The 18042-nt window shown below is 53.0% G+C and carries 17 protein-coding genes; 9 read left to right on the forward strand and 8 right to left on the reverse strand.

Features of this window, described 5'->3' with window-relative positions; genetic code table 11:
* Positions 1–70: 70 nt before the first annotated feature.
* The gene (locus tag MKX70_RS19890) at positions 71–661 is read left to right on the forward strand and encodes a histidine phosphatase family protein (RefSeq protein ID WP_340840542.1); all 591 of its coding nucleotides are present in this window, start codon (positions 71–73) and stop codon (positions 659–661) included.
* 133 nt (positions 662–794) lie between these two features.
* Here the strand turns inward: MKX70_RS19890 and MKX70_RS19895 are convergent, their stop codons facing one another.
* Positions 795–1661, reverse strand: coding sequence for an AraC family transcriptional regulator (locus MKX70_RS19895; protein ID WP_081956570.1), 867 nt, complete (start codon positions 1659–1661; stop codon positions 795–797).
* 188 nt (positions 1662–1849) lie between these two features.
* On the opposite strand from MKX70_RS19895, the gene MKX70_RS19900 reads away from it, so the two are divergent.
* A complete protein-coding gene (locus tag MKX70_RS19900; RefSeq protein ID WP_340840543.1) occupies positions 1850–3928 on the forward strand; it encodes a beta-galactosidase in 2079 nt (692 codons plus the stop codon).
* Between the two features lie 253 nt (positions 3929–4181).
* Here MKX70_RS19900 and MKX70_RS19905 read toward each other — a convergent pair whose 3' ends face one another.
* Positions 4182–4811: an NUDIX hydrolase gene (locus tag MKX70_RS19905; RefSeq protein ID WP_042237046.1), complete on the reverse strand. Its 630-nt coding sequence runs from the start codon at positions 4809–4811 to the stop codon at positions 4182–4184.
* A 152-nt stretch (positions 4812–4963) separates the two neighbouring features.
* Here MKX70_RS19905 and MKX70_RS19910 point away from each other — a divergent pair, with 152 nt between their 5' ends.
* Both MKX70_RS19910 and MKX70_RS19915 read left to right on the forward strand, forming a co-directional pair.
* Positions 4964–5389: a hypothetical protein gene (locus MKX70_RS19910; protein WP_042237045.1), complete on the forward strand. Its 426-nt coding sequence runs from the start codon at positions 4964–4966 to the stop codon at positions 5387–5389.
* Positions 5389–5757 carry a hypothetical protein gene (locus tag MKX70_RS19915; protein ID WP_340840544.1) on the forward strand — a complete coding sequence of 123 codons (369 nt, stop codon included), beginning with the start codon at positions 5389–5391 and terminating at the stop codon, positions 5755–5757. The genes MKX70_RS19910 and MKX70_RS19915 overlap by 1 nt, the downstream gene beginning before the upstream one ends.
* A 212-nt stretch (positions 5758–5969) precedes the next feature.
* Here MKX70_RS19915 and kduD read toward each other — a convergent pair whose 3' ends face one another.
* The 3 genes from kduD to kduI all read right to left on the reverse strand — a co-directional run bounded on the left by kduD (position 5970) and on the right by kduI (position 8414).
* Positions 5970–6725, reverse strand: a complete 756-nt coding sequence (gene kduD, locus MKX70_RS19920) for a 2-dehydro-3-deoxy-D-gluconate 5-dehydrogenase KduD (RefSeq protein ID WP_042138045.1) — start codon at positions 6723–6725, stop codon at positions 5970–5972.
* Between the two features lie 65 nt (positions 6726–6790).
* A complete protein-coding gene (locus MKX70_RS19925) occupies positions 6791–7546 on the reverse strand; it encodes a DeoR/GlpR family DNA-binding transcription regulator (RefSeq protein ID WP_340840545.1) in 756 nt (251 codons plus the stop codon).
* 34 nt (positions 7547–7580) lie between these two features.
* A complete protein-coding gene (gene kduI / locus MKX70_RS19930) occupies positions 7581–8414 on the reverse strand; it encodes a 5-dehydro-4-deoxy-D-glucuronate isomerase (protein WP_042237039.1) in 834 nt (277 codons plus the stop codon).
* Positions 8415–8708: 294 nt separating this feature from the next.
* Here kduI and MKX70_RS19935 point away from each other — a divergent pair, with 294 nt between their 5' ends.
* The 4 genes from MKX70_RS19935 (at position 8709) to ybaK (ending at position 12974) form a co-directional block, all read left to right on the forward strand.
* On the forward strand, positions 8709–10382 hold the full coding sequence (locus MKX70_RS19935) for a hypothetical protein (protein WP_340840547.1): 1674 nt from the start codon (positions 8709–8711) through the stop codon (positions 10380–10382).
* Between the two features lie 207 nt (positions 10383–10589).
* Positions 10590–12014, forward strand: a complete 1425-nt coding sequence (gene aspA, locus MKX70_RS19940) for an aspartate ammonia-lyase (protein WP_340840548.1) — start codon at positions 10590–10592, stop codon at positions 12012–12014.
* Between the two features lie 144 nt (positions 12015–12158).
* The gene (locus MKX70_RS19945) at positions 12159–12410 is read left to right on the forward strand and encodes a YolD-like family protein (RefSeq protein WP_039294685.1); all 252 of its coding nucleotides are present in this window, start codon (positions 12159–12161) and stop codon (positions 12408–12410) included.
* 87 nt (positions 12411–12497) lie between these two features.
* Positions 12498–12974 (forward strand): Cys-tRNA(Pro) deacylase, encoded by a 477-nt coding sequence (gene ybaK / locus MKX70_RS19950; protein ID WP_042237032.1) that lies wholly within the window; start codon positions 12498–12500, stop codon positions 12972–12974.
* A gap of 63 nt (positions 12975–13037) precedes the next feature.
* Here the strand turns inward: ybaK and MKX70_RS19955 are convergent, their stop codons facing one another.
* The 3 genes from MKX70_RS19955 to MKX70_RS19965 form a co-directional block, all read right to left on the reverse strand.
* Positions 13038–13847 carry an aminoglycoside phosphotransferase family protein gene (locus MKX70_RS19955; protein WP_340840549.1) on the reverse strand — a complete coding sequence of 270 codons (810 nt, stop codon included), beginning with the start codon at positions 13845–13847 and terminating at the stop codon, positions 13038–13040.
* 375 nt (positions 13848–14222) lie between these two features.
* Complete coding sequence (locus tag MKX70_RS19960; RefSeq protein ID WP_340840550.1) at positions 14223–14975, reverse strand: YdcF family protein; 753 nt, start codon at positions 14973–14975, stop codon at positions 14223–14225.
* A gap of 122 nt (positions 14976–15097) precedes the next feature.
* Complete coding sequence (locus tag MKX70_RS19965; RefSeq protein ID WP_340840551.1) at positions 15098–15982, reverse strand: AraC family transcriptional regulator; 885 nt, start codon at positions 15980–15982, stop codon at positions 15098–15100.
* A 143-nt stretch (positions 15983–16125) separates the two neighbouring features.
* Here MKX70_RS19965 and MKX70_RS19970 point away from each other — a divergent pair, with 143 nt between their 5' ends.
* Positions 16126–18030 carry a beta-L-arabinofuranosidase domain-containing protein gene (locus MKX70_RS19970; protein ID WP_340840552.1) on the forward strand — a complete coding sequence of 635 codons (1905 nt, stop codon included), beginning with the start codon at positions 16126–16128 and terminating at the stop codon, positions 18028–18030.
* Positions 18031–18042: the final 12 nt, after the last annotated feature.

The raw sequence follows: 18042 nt of genomic DNA on the forward strand, positions 1-18042 counted from the left end.
CAGCTAACGAGAGATTTCGGTGATTTAAATTGCAGTGATCAATAGACGATAACAATGGAGGTTCATTCGAGTGGCAAAAATCGGTTTAATCAGGCATGGGATCACAGAATGGAATATCGCAGGAAGGGCTCAGGGACTGTCGGATATCCCGCTTAACGGGGAAGGCAGAGAGCAGGCGCTTAGACTTGCCGGACGGCTGAGTAAAGAACCGTGGGACCTCATGATTTCCAGCCATTTGTGCCGGGCTAGGGAGACTGCAGAGATTATTGCTGCAGCCTCAGGGATTGAGGAGCACCTGATTGACGAACGGATATGTGAAATGGATTGCGGACAGCTGGAAGGGCTGAATGAGGCAGAATGGCTCGGAAGATGGGGGCCGGACTGGCGCAGCCTGGAGCTCGGGATGAAGAAGGCAGAGGATGTATCACGCAGAGGCGCGCTTGTTCTGGAGGAGCTGTATACCCGTTATTCGGATAAAAAAGTACTCGTTGTCAGCCACGGTGCCTTAATCGGCTTGACGCTCCGGCACCTGCTGCCGCAAGTGTTCACCACCACTTACATAGATAATACTTCGCTGACCCTGCTTACCAAAACCAATAGTAAATGGGATTGCCTGCTGTACAACTGCGTGGAGCATTTGGCTGAAGTATTTGCGGGCTGAACTAATCCGTGAAAATAACTCCATCCTCCCAAGCATACCTTCGGGTCACAGATGAATTGGCTATTCTACATACGTTTGGGGGTTCTGGACGTCTTATGCAGTTGGCGAAATGGATGGAGCAAGAATACGTTGCTCACTCGTCACTCCCGTGCAGCCTGCTCCGCATCACCCCCGGAGTCACTCCGTGCGCCTTGCGGAAGACGCGGATGAAATAATTGGTGTCCATGCCAAGGTTGAGGGCGATATCCTGCACAGGACGCTCAGGGTCCTCGGTGATCATCTGCAGCGCGCGCTGCAGCCGCAGGTTCTGCAGATATTTATGCGGAGTCACGCCGTATTCCTGCAGGAACAGACGCTGGAAATGCTGGACAGAATAACCGACGGCAGCGGCCAGATTCGTAATCAGCAGCGGCTCCGTGAAATGCTCGTTGATCAGGCTGACGGCTTTATTCAGAGCTTCGTTGCGTACATTTTCGTTCTCCAGGCGGGTCGCTGTACCGGCGGAGCATTCGCTCCTGCGCAGCATCAGCAGCAGCCTGTAGAGGGTTACCGACAGATCCTGCATCGACTGCTCCTCCTGGCGGCCGGTGCTGTTTCCGTTTACCGTATGCCAGATTCCGCCGATCATATCCCAGCAATCCTCGAATCGTTCAGGATGGAACAGCGCAGACGGCAGCAGGCCGAGTCCCTCCAGCACAGTTGCTGACTGGCTTCCATGGAAGCCGATGAAACCTACATGCCACGGCTCATGTGACAACGGATAATACTCGTGCCCGCGGTCGGGTGGAAAAGCATAGGCCATTCCCGGTGTCAGCACCGTCTCAGTGCCGTTCTCAAGGTCGCGGAACCGTCCGCTACCGCTGCGGATCAGGAATATCTGATGCACCGGGAATCCGGCCGGACGCACATGGTGATACTGGATATGGCGGCCGACCGAATAAGGGTATAAGGGGAACGCATTCAGGTCGCGCGGCATTTCGATCAGGGAGAAGGGGAGCATGTAAACACCTCATATTCATTTTGTGCTATGGAAACGCTATTATTATACTACCATTGGCAACTGATTATCCTTTATTATAAATAGTATAAATGGTTACAAGCTAAAGGGATAGAGCTGACGAAAAACTTATATCAGTGAAAAGTCCCATTCTAACATCGAACCCTATACGAGAGGATGAATGTAATAATATGAACAGCAAAGTTCCTGCAATCAGCAGCAAGGCTCCTGTAATGCTGCATGGTGCCGACTATAATCCCGAGCAATGGCTGAAATACCCTGAGGTGCTGAAAGAAGATATCCGGATGATGAAGCTGGCAGGCTGCAATGTAATGTCCGTGGGCATTTTCTCCTGGGTTTCGTTGGAGCGGGAAGAAGGCGTGTTTACGTTCGAGTGGCTGGATCAGCTGCTGGATACCTTTAAGGAAAATGGAATTTATGCCTTCCTGGCTACGCCAAGCGGAGCACGCCCGGCCTGGATGTCGGAGAAATATCCGGAAGTACTTCGGGTTGAACGGAACCGGGTGCGCAATCTGCACGGGGTCCGCCATAATCACTGCTTCACTTCCCCGGTCTACCGTGAAAAAACCGCGCTGATGAACTCCAAGCTGGCGGAGCGTTATGCTCATCATCCGGCAGTCATCGGCTGGCATATTTCCAACGAATTCGGCGGCGAATGCCACTGTGATTACTGTCAGAATGCCTTCAGAGAGTGGCTTAAGGTTAAATACAAGGGAGATTTGGACGAGCTGAACCATGCCTGGTGGGCGACCTTCTGGAGCCATACGTACACCTCCTGGGAACAGATTGAATCCCCGGCTCCGCACGGAGAGACTCAGGTGCATGGTCTTAACCTGGACTGGCGCCGTTTCGTAAGTGACCAGACGATTAACTTCTGCCAGCATGAGATTGACTCGGTGCGCAGCTTCAATCCTGAACTGCCGGTGACGACCAACATGCATATGATCGACGGTATTGACTATCGTAACCTGGCGAAGATCCTTGATGTGGTCTCCTGGGATGCTTATCCGGACTGGGGGTATACCGAGGATGATGATGATGCCCGGCTGGCGGCTTGGACGGCGATGCATCACGATATGTACCGCAGCTTCAAAAAGAAACCGTTCCTGCTGATGGAAAGCACACCTTCGCTCACGAACTGGCAGATTGTCAGCAAGCTGAAGCGTCCGGGTATGCACAAGCTGTCCTCCCTGCAGGCGGTAGCCCATGGTTCGGACTCCGTACAATACTTCCAGTGGCGCAAAAGCCGCGGCTCCAGCGAGAAGTTCCACGGCGCAGTTGTCGATCACAGCGGACATGCGGAGACCCGTGTATTCAGAGATGTGGCTGAGGTTGGGCGTACGCTGGCAGGATTAACGGATGTAGTGGGTACAACCACTCCTGCCGAAACAGCCATCCTGTTCGACTGGGACAACCGCTGGGCGGTTAAGGATGCCCAGGGTATCCGAAATTCCGGGCTGAAATATGAAGAGACTGTGCTTCAGCATTACCGCGGACTGTGGGAGCTGGGGATTCCGGTGGATGTGGTCGGCTCCGGTGATGATCTGTCCGGCTACAAGCTGGTCATTGCGCCAATGCTATACTTGATCAGCGAAGAAAATGGCAAGCGGATTGAGAAGTACGTGGAGCAGGGCGGCACATTCCTGGCTACCTATTGGTCGGGAGTCGTAGGCGAGACGGACCTGTGCCACCTGGGCGGCTTCCCTGGACCGCTGCGCAGAACCCTGGGGATCTGGGCAGAAGAGACAGAAGGGCTGCACAGCCGCGATCTGAACGGCCTCGTGATGGACCCTGGCAACACCCTGAAGCTGACCGGAGACTATGATGCGCATGAAATCGCTGAGTTGATCCATCTGGAGGGTGCTGAAGCGCTGGGTCATTACCGCAGCGACTTCTACGCCGGACGTCCGGCACTGACCGTGAACAAGCTGGGGGCAGGCAAAGCCTATCATCTGGCCACACGGGTGAAGGACCCGCAGTTCTATGTGGATCTATACGCCGCCATTGCCGGAAAAGAACGCATCAGCCGCTCCCTGAACACCGAGCTTCCTACAGGAGTAACGGCTCAGCTGCGCAGTGACGGCGAGCATGATTATGTATTTGTGCAGAATTTCAGCGGCAACGAGCAAGTGGTAACGCTGGATGGTCAGGAGTATACGGACCTCGAATCCGGTGCTGCTGCACCCACAGAGCTGAAGCTGCCGGTCAACGGGCTGGTTATGCTGAAACGGCAAGCTGCTAAGTCATAAAGCAGGCTGAAAATATAAGCAATGAGTTCAAAAAGGCAGGACCCGCTAAAAATCGGGTTCTGCCTTTTTGAATGATATGATAAGCCTCTAAAATGCAGTGAAGCAGATGCTGTTTATCCACGTAATGCCAGGAATCAATTCGTTCGACGAAAAATAAATGTATTAAATCCATCTAAAGGATTTGTTTGAGCATTACGCCTGACATTTTGCCGTGGAAGCAGCTGAGTAAGCAAATAGGTTTGAAATCTGGACGTCATTCCCTGCTGTAAAGAGCTTCGATTCCCTCAATCACCCGCAAATAGTAAGCTGGCTCATGCGGTACGAGCTGTGCATGGTTTACCCGTTCATTAATTTCGGCCCATTCACTGTCATCGGTTACCCGGAAGCCTTGCACATGTAGAGTGCTGCTTGCCCCAGCGATGAAGCTGCGGAACTCGGCGAAGCGGGCCTGGACGATCCCTGCAACCTCTTCCTGCTGCAGCGAGAAGTCACTGAGAGCATAATTGTTCTCGTAAACAAAAACATTCGCCCGCTCCCGGTCCATAAACCCGGCTGTATCCATCTGGTAGGGGATAATCCCCAAAGGTTTTAATTCGTCAAAAGCAAGCCTAAGGCCCAGCTCCTCCTGTACCTCCCGGACCCCATCCTCCACCGTCTCATCAGCCATCAGATGGCCGGCGGCAGTGATATCGAGCAGTCCGGCATAATCTCTTTTGTGCCGGCTGCGCAGCTGGAGGTAAATCATCAGTCCATTGTCAGCCTGACGGACAAACCAGCAATGAAAGGTCTCGTGCCAGAGACCGTGGCGGTGTACCTCATCGCGGGGAGCGGTTCCGGTTCTATTACCTTGCTCATCAAATGTAGTTAGTATCTCTTCGGTCATACAGAAGCTCCTTCACCAATTGCGTCAAAGCAGGATGCGGAATGCAGCAGGTCTTGACGATTATATTTTTTACAGCTTACCATAGATACAGAAATACAGTAATATCCAAATGAAGGTGTGGTAGAGGGAATGTACGGCCCAGGAGGAGAACGATGAAATATTTGGTTAAGCTAAATCTGGCCAGCATCATCTTGGCTCTGCCGGTCTTTGCAGCCATTGAGCTGATTGGAAATGCACTGAGGATTAGCCGGATCACCGGATGGGAGTACGGGAAGGTTGAGCGTTCGGTCACACTAATCAATATCGCAGGCTTTTTGCTGACCGGAATTCTGATCGTGTATGTAACCCGGCGAATACTGGACAACCGGAGAATAGCTATGATTACGAGTTTGCTCTGGTTTGCCTATTTCAGCTTATTCGTCTACCTGTTCGCTGCGCTCTTTCCCATGACAGTACATGAGGACGAGCCGGCACCGGTTACCGGACTAATCTTCATAGGGATACTTATCCTGCATTTCTTGTATGTAGCCATTGTTCAGGCATGCTCTATATTCTTGACTGTCAGGGAGGACGAATAATGCAGCCAGTACCCATGGAGCTTACTACATTCAACTCGCTTAGTGACGAACGGCTCGGCTATGCCTGCATGGAACCCACGTTCATGAAGATCCGCGCGAAATCTCCGGCGGTGAAGAATGAAGCAATTGCACAGCTAAGCAGGGGACAGAGGGCGCTCTGTATGTTCCGGATTCTATATGACCACAGCTCTAAGTCTGCGGAAGAATACTACGGGTGGCTCAGTTATCTGCTGGATCAGCCGGGATACTGGAGCAGTGTGCTGGAGGGATTGCAGTTTTTTGAAGATGCTCCGCTTACAGCACATAGTCTGCGGATCATCGCTGGTTACATCCATGCCAATCCTGACGAGTTCATCGTGTTCCGATAAGGGATGGGTCGGATTAAGCATACAAAGAACCCCGGTGCATAAGAAGCATCCGGGGTTTGATGTGTTTAGCAGTTGCTCTGAACAGCCGCCGCTAAACTACGAACAATCCTATCTATACGCGCTCAGTTTGTATATACGGCGCTTATTATCTCTATAGTTGGAGCAAGCCGAATCAATTTATGGTGCTGTTATTCAAAAATTCCAAGCCGGAATTATCTGGCCAGCCATCCGCCGTCTACATTAAGGATATGTCCGTTCAGGTAGTCGGAAGCCGCAGATGCCAGGAACACAGCAGGGCCCTTAACATCTTCAGCAGTTCCCCAGCGTCCGGCTGGAATGCGGTCAAGAATTGAATCGGAACGGCTCTGATCGGCACGGATTGGAGCTGTGTTCTCAGTAGCCATATATCCTGGAGCGATGGCGTTGATGTTCAGACCGGAACCAGCCCATTCGTTAGCGAATGCTTTAGTCAGACCTGCTACGGCATGCTTACTTGCAGTGTAGCCTGGTACGTTGATGCCGCCCTGGTAGGAGAGCATGGAGCAGATGTTGATGATTTTTCCGTTGCCTCTTTCAAGGAAGTGGCGGCCGGCGATCTGGGACAGCAGGAATACAGTGTTCTGGTTGAGGTTGATGACGTCGAACCAGTCTTTTTCACTGTGATCCTTGGCTGGCGTACGGCGGATCATACCTGCGCAGTTCACGAGGATGTCAACTTTGCCTGTGAAGGCAACAGCTTCGTCGAACATGCCCTGAAGCTTGGAATGATCGCTCAGATCAGTAGCAATGCTAAGTGCCTTGACGCCAAAAGCTTCAGCTGCTGCAACAGTCTCTTCACTCCCATTAAGGGAAGCGGAGATTACATCTGCGCCAGCTTCTGCGAAGGCAAGGGCGATCCCTTGTCCAAGACCCTGGGCGGCACCCGTTACGATTGCTGTTTTACCTGCCAAACTGAATAAAGATGACATATTATAATTCTCTCCTTTAAGTTGCATAATTGAGTATCGCTTATAAGGCATAAATGGGTATTAAACTACCCGCACTCGATGTTGACGCCTGCCTTGCGGAACAGCTCCACCGTCTCGGGCGCAAGCCCGCTGTCTGTAAGCAGCACATCGACTTCCTGCAGTGAAGCAAAGGTGCGCAGAGCGGTATGCCCGAATTTGTGATGATCGCAAGCGGCGAATACCTGGCGGGCCGTGGATACTAAGGCTTGTTTGAAATCGATTAAATCTCCGGTATAGATGGACAGGCCATGCTCAATATGAACGGCTGTCGCCGAGAGAAAGGCTTTTTGAATATTAAGCTTCTGTACATAGGAGACAGCTTCGGGGCCGGCCAGCATGTTGCGGACACGGTACCCTCCGGGAACGACCAGACGTATGTTGTCTTTGGGAACCAGCTCGCTGATGATATACACATCGTTGGTAATGACTGTCAGGGGCATATTCTCCAGCCGCCGGGCAATCTCAAGCGTGGTGCTCCCGCCGTCGAGTGCAATAATGTCATCCTTGGAGATATGTGCCAGCGCACGCAGGGCAATCTCCGATTTCTCCTCGGAATATTTATCCAGCGGGTCTTTGGAGGGCAGAATCCCGAATTGATCGCTCTGTGCCAGCACAGCTCCGCCGTGTACACGCATGATCAGTCCTTGTTCCTCCAGCTTGCTTAAGTCCTCGCGGATTGTTTTTCCCGTTACCTGGAGCTTGTCGCTCAGCTCGTTCACTGTTACATCCTTCTGGTTCAGCATAACTTCCATAATCATCTCGTGCCGCCGTATCGGGTTCATCCGCCTGCCTCATCTTTCCGTAGTTGATTTGCTTCTATTGTAATTCTTTCATGCCTACGGGGTCCATATCATCGTAACGTTTGTTGTCTCCGGCCATACTCCAGATGAAGGTGTAGTTATGTGTACCCACACCGCTGTGAATGGACCAGCTTGGGGAAATAACTGCCTGTTCATTGTGCATTACAATGTGGCGGGTTTCTGTAGGCTCGCCCATCAGGTGGAAGACGATGGAGTCATCCGGCAGATCGAAGTAGAAGTAAGCTTCCATCCGGCGCGGGTGAGTGTGGGATGGCATGGTGTTCCACATGCTGCCCGGTTTCAGCTGAGTCATTCCCATCACAAGCTGTGCGCTCTGCACGCCGTTCGTGTGAATGAAGCGGTGAATCGTACGTTCGTTGGAATTCTCAAGTCCGCCCATGGCTCCGGATTCGGATTCAGCCAGCGTGGTCTTGGTAGTAGGGTAGGACTGGTGAGCCGGAGCGGAATTCAGGTAGAATTTCGCTGGTTTGGCGCTGTCGGCGCTTTTGAAAATAACATCTTTGGAGCCTTGGCCTACATACAGGCATTCCTTGAAGTCAACTTCATATTCAGTTCCGTCTACAACAACCGAACCTTTGCCGCCGACATTGATAATACCCAGCTCACGGCGTTCCAGGAAGTAAGTCACTCCAAGCTCCTTGAGGTCCGTTGTAAGTACAACATCCCCATTGACCGGATTAGCCCCGCCAACGATCATGCGATCTTCATGGGTCAGGACAAGCTTCAGTTCATCCGGAGCAAAAATAACCGGAATATGGAACTCCTTGCGCAGGCGCTCAGTGTCAAACTGCTTAACTTCATTCGGATGTGATGCAAAACGTCTTTCCATTGAATATTCAATCTCCTTAAGAAAAATGTATTTTCGTTCGTATAGGTACAATTTAATCCAATTACGTTCATTTGGCAAGTGATAATCTTTTTTAGTACGTTTATTTTAGTTCGTTTGTTAGGATTAGAGATTGCCATCTGAACTGAAAGCGTGCACAATAGAGCTGGAAAGCAGTGAGTTCCCAAGGTGAAGTCTACCTAATTGAAGAGGGATAGTTGTTCTATGTATACACACGCGGCATGACTCCCGGATTAGGGGCTCGTGATACAGAATATATAATGGAGGGTGAGGGAAATGGCAGACAGGCTTCAGAATCAGACTTCTTATAAAGTACGCCAGCAGGAAATTATCAGTTCAATCGCACTGGAGGCGGAGCGGCGTCCGCTGCTTGCGAGCGGCCTCTGGTTCCATGATGATGTGCGGAATAACTTCTATTATGCTTCTTATTTATTTGCTGCTGCGGTAGATGATACGCTGGATCTGCCTTTCGATAAGGAGGAAGCCAAACGGAAGGCGGAAGCCGTCATGCTGGAAACGGTCCTGCTGCAGAACCGCCAGCCCGGTACAGAACTCTATGGCCACTGGCCGCTGGGCTTGAATCCGCAGCCCAGAGAAGCGCCGCCGCATGAGCTGCCGGTGGAGATCATGGGCAGCCTGATGGTCTGGTTCTGCAAGCAATATTCCAGCCAGTTCAGCGCAGGGCTGCGTATTGCCTACCACACGGCCATCGGTCATGTGTACCGCAGCGGCTTCTTCCGTAAGCCGGTAACGACGTTCAGCCACCATGAAGCAAAATATACGGCAGCCAAGCTGATCTTCGGCAGCTTCTTCGAGGATGACGAGCTGCTGGAAGACGGACAGCGGAGTCTGGACATCACGCTGGCGCATATCCGGGAGACAGGAATGCCGGAGTACGGCAGCCTCCCGTGGTTCTGGCACTGGGTGCAGGCATTCACCTGTGCCTGGGAGCTGGAGACAGACAGCGGCATTAAGCGTACCCTTGGCGAGATGCTTGATTATCTCTGGAACGAGCGGAGCCAGTGGTATCTGCAGGGCGCCTGGGCAGGTGCCCATTCCAGAGGCTGGCCGCATGATGTGCCGGCTGACAGCAATGTGCTGCACGACTATGTGCAGTTCGGAGACTTCAAGCTGCCGGCGGAGATGCCGCGCACCGAATATGCCGGTTTCCTGTTCTATGAAGCGTCGGAGCAGGTGCGTTCGAATGCGCTGAACCGCGAGGCAGCGGTAGAGGTCAAGAAGCAAACCGAGAAGGTGGTTGCCGGTGATCCGGACCGCCAGCCGCCGCTCCATTCCTATGCCTACCTCACAGAGGATTATGCGGCAGGCGGCATGTGGGAGCGGGTAGAGGAGTTCGACAATGAGCAGCTGCGCTGGGCGTATTCGCTCCCGGTGGGTGCAGCTGAAGGCGTGAACCGGCTGTACTTCTTCCATCCGGGCCAGGGGTATAACGCGGGCGATCCGCGGCACCAAAGCCCTTATATGGAAGTGCTGTACCATAAGAACACCGTCATATCTCTGTTCCCGGTACCCGAAAGTGAGAACAAGCTGGTTGTGGGTGTTCTTCCTAAGGGGCAGTGGAGTAAACAGCCTGCAGCGCTGTTCGGTTATGCAGGCAATGTGTATTTTGCAGTCTACTTATCGCATGGCTATGAGCTGCTGGAACGCCCGGATTATCTTGAGGTGATCTCCGAAGGGATGCCGGGCGGAGTCATTGTTGAAGCGCTAAGCGTTAGCCAGGCTGCGGAGCTGGGAATAAGCGGGTTTGATGAGTTTGCCGCAGCCGCCGCACAGCGGGCGCCTAAGTTTGGAGCGGGAGAAATTCTGTCTGCGGAATACACTACATGGCTCGGCCATGAGTATTTACAGCTCAGCACAGGCAATGGCCTGACAGAGTTCAAAGCAGAGATTAACGGCAAACCGGTTTCTTTTGACAGTTATTCTGTCTAAGCTTGTAAATAATTAATGAACCTATAGAGGACCCGGGGATGCTGAAGCGTCTGCCGGGTTCTTATATTGTCTGCGGCTGCTTCGCCTAGCAGGATTGGGCTGGAGCATGATATGTTAAGAATGGTAATATCTTAGTAGATCATAGGAAACAATAAGATCACTATTTTGGCAGCGAAGCATCTACTATGGAGACATGGGGGGAGCAGTATGACAGAGATAGAATACCGGCTGGAGAAGGATTTCTTAGGAAGTAAACAGGTGGAGAAACACGCCTACTACGGGATACAGACGCTGCGTGCAGTAGAGAATTTCCCGATAACCGGGTACCGGGTGCATCAGGAGCTGATTAAAGCTATGGGCATCGTCAAAAAATCTGCGGCACTGGCCAATATGGAAATCGGTAGACTCTACAAGGGACTGGGGGAAGTTATCGTTGAGGCGGCGGATGAGGTGATTGCCGGAAAGTGGCATGACCAATTCATCGTGGACCCGATTCAAGGCGGGGCCGGCACCTCGCTGAATATGAATGCGAATGAAGTGATTGCGAACCGCGCGCTGGAGCTGCTGGGCCGGGCCAAAGGCGATTATCTGCAGCTCAGTCCCAACACGCATGTGAATATGGCACAGTCCACGAACGATGCTTTTCCGACGGCAATTCATATTGCCACGCTCTCCCTGCTGGAGCAGCTGCTGGTGACTATGCGGAGCATGCATGGCGTATTTGTGCTGAAAGCGGCGGAGTTTGATCCGGTTATCAAAATGGGACGGACCCATCTTCAGGATGCGGTACCGATCCGTCTGGGCCAGGAATTCGAGGCGTACAGCCGGGTGCTGGAGCGTGATATTCAGCGGATCGAGCATACACGGCGGCATCTCTATCAGGTGAACATGGGGGCGACGGCGGTAGGCACCGGACTGAATGCGGAGCCGCGTTATATTGCGCGGGTGGTAGAACTTCTGGCCGAGATCAGCGGATTGCCGCTGGTGAGTGCTGAGCATCTGGTCGATGCTACGCAGAATACAGATGCCTACTGCGAGGTCTCGGCAGCGCTGAAGGTCTGCATGATGAACATGTCCAAAATCGCCAATGATCTGCGGCTGATGGCCTCCGGTCCGCGCTCCGGCTTGGGTGAAATTACGCTTCCGGCCCGCCAGCCCGGATCTTCCATCATGCCCGGCAAGGTGAATCCGGTGATGGCCGAGGTGATCAATCAGGTCGCTTTTCAGGTCATCGGAAATGATCATACGATCTGTCTCGCCTCCCAGGCGGGCCAACTCGAGCTTAACGTTATGGAGCCGGTGCTGGTATTCAATCTGATCCAGTCGATCAGCATTATGAACAATTCCTTCAAGGTGTTCACGGACTACTGCCTGGCGGGCATTGTGGCCAATAAGGAGAAGCTGCAGCGTGAAGTCGAGCAGAGCGTAGGCATCATTACTGCGGTGAACCCGCATCTGGGCTATGAAGTGGTGTCGCGTATTGCCAGAGAAGCGATTCTGACCGGCGAATCCGTGCGCGCTCTATGCCTGAAATACAATGTGCTCAGTGAGGAAGAGCTTAATCTGATCCTCGATCCCTATGAAATGACCCATCCCGGGATCGCGGGGGCGGCGCTTTTGAATAAGGAATAAAGGGCAGAATCCGGGGGATAGCGAAAATTGGCTGCAGAGACCGGTATTATTTTGTAAACCCGGGGTAAAGGTCGTGTTATAATATACGGGAGCATTTACACCCGGAAGTATCATAAATTTGTAATGGCTTACTGGAGGCATAGTGTGGCGAAGGCAAAAGTAGCAAAACGTCCAACCCGCGACGAATTCGTGCTGGAAGAGCTGGGCAATCAGCTGGTCGAGGCGAAACAGGAGGATTCCGAGATTCTGCTGACGGTCTGGGGGAAGGAAGAACAGGTTCGCGGAGTGATTGTGGAGATGGATTCGCGTACCGGCAAGGTACACCTGCGATATAACGAAGAAATTATCAAGGTTCCGTTCATGGATATTATGCAGGTGAATTACCCGCGGGATTAGCCGCTGGAGGCAGGTCTTGTAAGGTAGAGTATAGCAGGGCAGAAGAAAGCTCCGGCGCGCCGGAGAGTGGTTGGAGGTAGCAGGGACATGCAAGTGAACAAAACCAATGCCATGCGTATGCTTGATGCAAAAAAGGCCGGATACACCCTTCATACTTATGATAATGAGGATGGCCAGATTCACGGGAGTGCTGTTGCTGAGAAGATTGGCCTCCCGCCTGAGACAGTGTTTAAGACACTGGTCTCACACAGCGGGCCGCAGCCCTATGTATTTGTTATTCCAGTGGCTGAAGAGCTTGATCTTAAGAAAGCGGCCAAAGCCGCCGGAGCGAAGAAGATCGAGATGCTCCCGCTGAAGGAACTGCTGAAGTGGACAGGTTATGTGCGCGGGGGATGTTCGCCCGTTGGCATGAAGAAGCTGTATCCTACGTTCATACACAGCAGCGCGGAGGGGTTGCAGACCATCGCCGTCAGTGCAGGGCGCATCGGCATGCAGATGGAGCTTGAGCCTAAGCTGCTGGCAGATGTGGTATCTGCTGTATTTACGGATCTCATTAAAGAATAGCTGTAGAGCAAGAAGCCGGAATTCCTAGAGGTCTAGGGATTCCGGCTTCTTTGGCGGTTTTGGCTAACTCCATTCTGTGTAGTGACCGGCTATAAACCGGATCTCGCGCTCATAGTGTGCCAGATGCCCCTCATCAACCATTTTCATAAAAGCAGGATTGCCATCGGCAGCTCCCTGCTTCAAGGTATCGCACATTGCTGTCAGGCGCTCGACCACCCACTTGTTCAGCTCCTTAGGGGCGGGGACGGGAATCCCATAAGCCTCAAAAAATAACTGTATCCGCTGGCACCGGTCTGACGCATGTAAATGGGTTTGGTAAGCTGCGGTGGACCCTGATGTGTAGTCAGGTGCGAAGCTGGCCAGCGGAACTGATGTGTAGATGGAATATGCAATGTCCCACATCCGCGGACCGGGTCCGGCCATGTCGAAATCAATCAATGCCGCAGGAGCATCATTCTGAAAAACCACATTGTACAGGGCAGCGTCATTATGGCAGATCACTTCATGTGCACTGTTATCGGCATAGCTGAGCTGCCAGCTTCCCTCTGATTGCGGATTGAATCCTTCAGTCGCATCGTGGTAATGACGTAACAGGCGTGCTACGCCTGCAAGTGTCTCACGAGACCACATATACGGCTTAAGTTCAGGGTAAGCATTGCCTGGAACTTCTCCGGGAATATAGATGAGTATTTCACGCCCGGGCTCATCCAATCCGAGAAAACGTGGCGCTCCCCCGAAGTTCTGCTTCTCCAGATGCTGCAGCAGTGCATGAACATTAGGACTCCAATCCCCTGTGGGACGGCGGACGGTATCCGCCTTACGGACAATGTGATTCACATTTCCGCCGGTCAGTATTTCTTCATGCTGAGTCACCAGGCTAGTCCTCTCTTTCACTTTGGATGTATGTAATATAGTGCAGGATACTACCCGGTAGCCCATCCGAAAAGTAAGGACCAACGAGGTGAATGGATGCGTTCGTTCAGGAGTATGCGGACTGAGATTCCGCTAAGTGAAGCAGAATGGCTCTTTTCAGAGCAAATGGGCAGCATTAACGGAATCTCAGGCCGCGGGAGTTCGGTTTGCTCCGCCCAGGACGAATCTCAGTCCGCGTGAGACCAGACTTGCTCCGTTACGGCCGAGCAGTGGTCAGCAAGGGCTTAATGTTACTCTAATACGAGCGGAAATTCATTCCGCAGGCATACAGTTTTCTCAATCTTGCCCATCTTGCCCGGTTTGCGGATTGAGCAGCTAAGGCAACAGCTTCGCTGCCACAAGCCCCAGATACTCCTTCAGCGCCAGTCCGGTGGTGGAGACGGACCCGGCGGAGGGAGTGAATTTGCTCACATAGAGTGACATGGGGCGGCTGGACAGGTAATCCACCGGGAAAGGCTGCGGCGTTAGTCCCGCGTGCTCAAATTGCACCATGCTGCGCGGCATATGGAAGGCTGAGGTGACCAGCACCGGATGGCTGAATCCGTGCTCCTGCATAAGTGCAGCGGTGTTGACCGCATTCTGCTCGGTATTAAGCGAGCGGTTCTCCGGCAGGATGTCTTCTGCCGGGATGCCGAGTCCGATCAGCTGCCGCCGGGCGATATCGGCTTCATTGCCGCTGTCTGCAAACACCTGGCCGCCGGAGAAAATAACCGGCAGTCCGGTCTGCCGGTACAGCCGGGCGGCAGCCAGCAGCCGGTTCGCCGCCGGACCGGACATATTGCCCTGTCCGTCCAAATCCGGCGTGCCGGAGGTAGCGCCTCCGCCGAGGATGACAATAACATCGCCTTCTACTGCAGAAGGCTGTGTATATTGCCGTTCCAGACTGCCGATCAGCAGGTCACTGACTACAGAGGTCATCGACAGATAGAGCAGCAGGCTCACCGCGAGCAGTACGACCGCCGGCCGGCGGCTGCTTTTCCACAGCCAGACCACCATCCCCAGCAGCAGGATCACAAAAATTCCCGGAGGCAGAACAAAGCTGTATACGAATTTAATGAGGTAGATCAAGCAGGTCACCAACTTTTTGAAGGATTATATAAGAGTCTTATGTTCACCTGCCCTGGCATAGCAGATCAATTCTGGTTGTATTGTACCATGAGTCCGGCTGCTGTTCCCAGCTTCGCCCATGTTCAGGTGCGGTACAGATGCTTCATGTAGGAGGAGGGGGATTCACCGAGCACTTTTTTGAACACGCGGCTGAAATAGTAAGGGTTGGGGTAGCCAAGCGCTTCACTGATCTCAGATACATTGAACGAACTTGTCCGCATCAGCTCGATAGCCTTGTTCATCCGGAGCTTGGTATGGGTCTCAATAATCGTCTGTCCGGTGGCCTGCCTGAACGCGGATGACAGGTAGCTGTAATTCATATTCAGCTGTGAAGCAAGCTGTTCCCCGGCGAATTCCTCCCCGCAGTGTTTGATCAGATAAGCTGTAACTCTCCGCACAGCATTCCCGCTTTTGCCGCTGACAGATGTACTGCTCTCCTGCTGCCCGGCCGCATGTATATCCATGAACAGCTCATATACACTGAGGCAGCTCCGTGTCATCCAGTGCGTTTGCGATTCGGTCCGCTGAACCTGCTCGAGAATTAGCCGCAGACGGCTCTCCAGTCCAAGCTGAACCGGTGCTCTGCCATATTTGGGTAACGGGAACCGGTACTTGTAATAATCGGGATAATAATACTCCAGCTCAGGCAGCGGAATATAATCCTTGTAGCTGCTCTTGTCCCGGTGCTCTGCAGCGGATGTGAAATGAACCCAGTACCAGGATGTTCCCGCTGCGGATCGGGGTTCGCCCCAGTGATGAAGTCCTCCCCTCAGGAAAAGAAATTCTCCCGCTTGTACTACGTATTCCGTACCTTCTTCTATCACCTGCATGCTGCCTTGGGTCACATAAATAAATACCTCATAATCCAGCAGGCGGTCCGGATGGGTGTACAGGCCTGAAGCCTGATTCCAGCCGATATCCCGGACAAGCGGAAACCCGTCTGCCGTCAAAAAGATCTGCTCTTCCAAGGTTTCACCTCCTGTCCTCTCTAATCTATCCGCATTATAAAATCACAAAAAAGGATATGCAATCTGTGGTTTGATGCATTTTCTCTTAATGGACAGTGACTATAATTATTGTTATAGCCAAAATAAAGAGAGGTTGTTGAATCATGCACAGCGCAATGTCAGCTTTACGGATTGGACAGATTAAGCTTTTCCCCGGACCGGTGCAAGCCCGGTTTGAGTTGAACAAAAAGTATATTATGAGTCTGACCCCGATGAATCTGCTGCGCAGTTTCTATCTGGAGGCGGGACTCTGGAGCTATAGCGGTAACGGCGGGACAACAGCGGCCTCCACAACAAGCATGGATGGACCGGAGCAATGGCACTGGGGCTGGGAGTCACCGACCTGTGAGCTGCGTGGGCATATTATGGGTCACTGGCTGTCTGCGGCTGCGCGTATTTATGCACAGACGGAAGATATGCTGGTGAAGGCCAAGGCAGATCATATTGTGGGTGAACTGGCCAAATGCCAGGAAGCGAACGGCGGGGAGTGGCTGGCTGCTTTTCCGCAGACTTATATGCACCGCATTGCGAACGGCAAGTATGTCTGGGCTCTGCATTATACAGTTAATAAGCTCCTGATGGGTTTACACGAGATGTATGCCATAGCCGGCAATCTGCAGGCACTGGAGATCATGAAGGGGATCGCAGCCTGGTTCTTCCGCTGGACCGGCCGGTTCAGCAGGGAGCAGCTGGATGAACTGCTTGATCTGGAGACAGGAGGGATGCTCGAAGCCTGGGCGGATCTGTACGGAATTACCGGATCGGAGGAGCATTTGGAGCTGATCCGCCGCTATGACCGACGCCGCTTCTTCGATGCCCTGCTGGACGGTCAGGATGTACTGACCAATAAACACGCCAACACACAGATTCCCGAGATACTGGGAGCGGCAAAAGTATACGAGGTCACAGGGGATGAACGTTACCGCAGCATTGTGGAGGCGTTCTGGAAATGTGCCGTTACTGGGCGCGGTTATCTGTGCAGCGGTGCGGGCGATGATGGAGAGCTGTGGATGCCCGCTGGAGAGATGTCGGCCCGGCTGGGCGCTGGTCAGGAGCACTGCGTCAACTACAATATGATGCGGCTCTCGCATACCCTGCTGCGCTGGACCGGAGATGCGGCTTACGGGGATTACTGGGAACGGCGCTTCTATAACGGTGTGCTGGCCCATCAGCATGGAGAGAACGGCCGGATTTCATATTTCCTGGGGCTCGGTGCGGGCAGCACCAAAACATGGGGCTCGGAAACAGGACATTTCTGGTGCTGCCATGGCACCTTGATGCAGGCCAACGCCTCCTATGAACCGATGATTTACATGCAGGAGGAGGGCGGCTTAGCAGTATGCCAATGGATTCCTTCCACAGTAAGCTTCAAGCAGGGCGGAGCCGAAATAGGTATCCGGCTGGAGCAGGATGGCCAGCATGGCGTCTACCCTATGAATAATTGGTCGGTAGCCGGCATGACGAATATTACCAGAGTAGATATTCCGCCTATCCCGGTGCACCGTCCGGATGCGCTGGTATATAAGCTTACCGTTGCGGCTAATGAGGACAGCCGGTTCAGCCTGCGGCTGAGAATGCCCTGGTGGCTGCGGGAGGGAGCTGTCATCAGGGTGAATGGAATACTGCAGCCGGGAATATGCAACCCGTCTGCCTTTTATGAAATAGAACGGATGTGGAGCAGCGGCGACACCGTGGATGTGGAACTCCCCAAGGGGGTAACTGCGGAGCCATTGCCGGGTGATCAGGATATCTTCGCATTCGTGGACGGTCCGGTGGTACTGGCCGGTCTGGTTGGAGAAGAGCGGAGGCTGATTGGTGATGCGGCAGATCCGGGCAGCATGCTCACCCCTGACCGCGAACGTAACCATGGCTGGTGGATGTTCGGCAGTTACCGGACGATCCGCCAGGAGCGGGGATTTCGTCTGATTCCTTTGTTTGAGGTTAAGGACGAGGAGTATACGGTATATTTTCCGGTGGAGCAGGCTGGGGGCCAGCAGACTGGAGTATAAACCCGATCCAGC

The organism is Paenibacillus sp. FSL R7-0312 (assembly GCF_038004445.1).
In the GTDB taxonomy this organism is placed as follows: Bacteria; Bacillota; Bacilli; order Paenibacillales; family Paenibacillaceae; genus Paenibacillus_AQ.

Coding starts and splice junctions, on each gene's coding strand:
- MKX70_RS19905 (WP_042237046.1), bottom strand. CDS start 4,811: ATGACCGAAGAGATACTAACTACATTTGATGAGCAAGGTAATAGAACC.
- MKX70_RS19910 (WP_042237045.1), top strand. CDS start 4,964: ATGAAATATTTGGTTAAGCTAAATCTGGCCAGCATCATCTTGGCTCTG.
- MKX70_RS19925 (WP_340840545.1), bottom strand. CDS start 7,546: ATGAACCCGATACGGCGGCACGAGATGATTATGGAAGTTATGCTGAAC.
- MKX70_RS19935 (WP_340840547.1), top strand. CDS start 8,709: ATGGCAGACAGGCTTCAGAATCAGACTTCTTATAAAGTACGCCAGCAG.
- MKX70_RS19895 (WP_081956570.1), bottom strand. CDS start 1,661: ATGCTCCCCTTCTCCCTGATCGAAATGCCGCGCGACCTGAATGCGTTC.
- MKX70_RS19900 (WP_340840543.1), top strand. CDS start 1,850: ATGAACAGCAAAGTTCCTGCAATCAGCAGCAAGGCTCCTGTAATGCTG.
- aspA (WP_340840548.1), top strand. CDS start 10,590: ATGACAGAGATAGAATACCGGCTGGAGAAGGATTTCTTAGGAAGTAAA.
- MKX70_RS19970 (WP_340840552.1), top strand. CDS start 16,126: ATGCACAGCGCAATGTCAGCTTTACGGATTGGACAGATTAAGCTTTTC.
- kduD (WP_042138045.1), bottom strand. CDS start 6,725: ATGTCATCTTTATTCAGTTTGGCAGGTAAAACAGCAATCGTAACGGGT.
- ybaK (WP_042237032.1), top strand. CDS start 12,498: ATGCAAGTGAACAAAACCAATGCCATGCGTATGCTTGATGCAAAAAAG.
- kduI (WP_042237039.1), bottom strand. CDS start 8,414: ATGGAAAGACGTTTTGCATCACATCCGAATGAAGTTAAGCAGTTTGAC.
- MKX70_RS19915 (WP_340840544.1), top strand. CDS start 5,389: ATGCAGCCAGTACCCATGGAGCTTACTACATTCAACTCGCTTAGTGAC.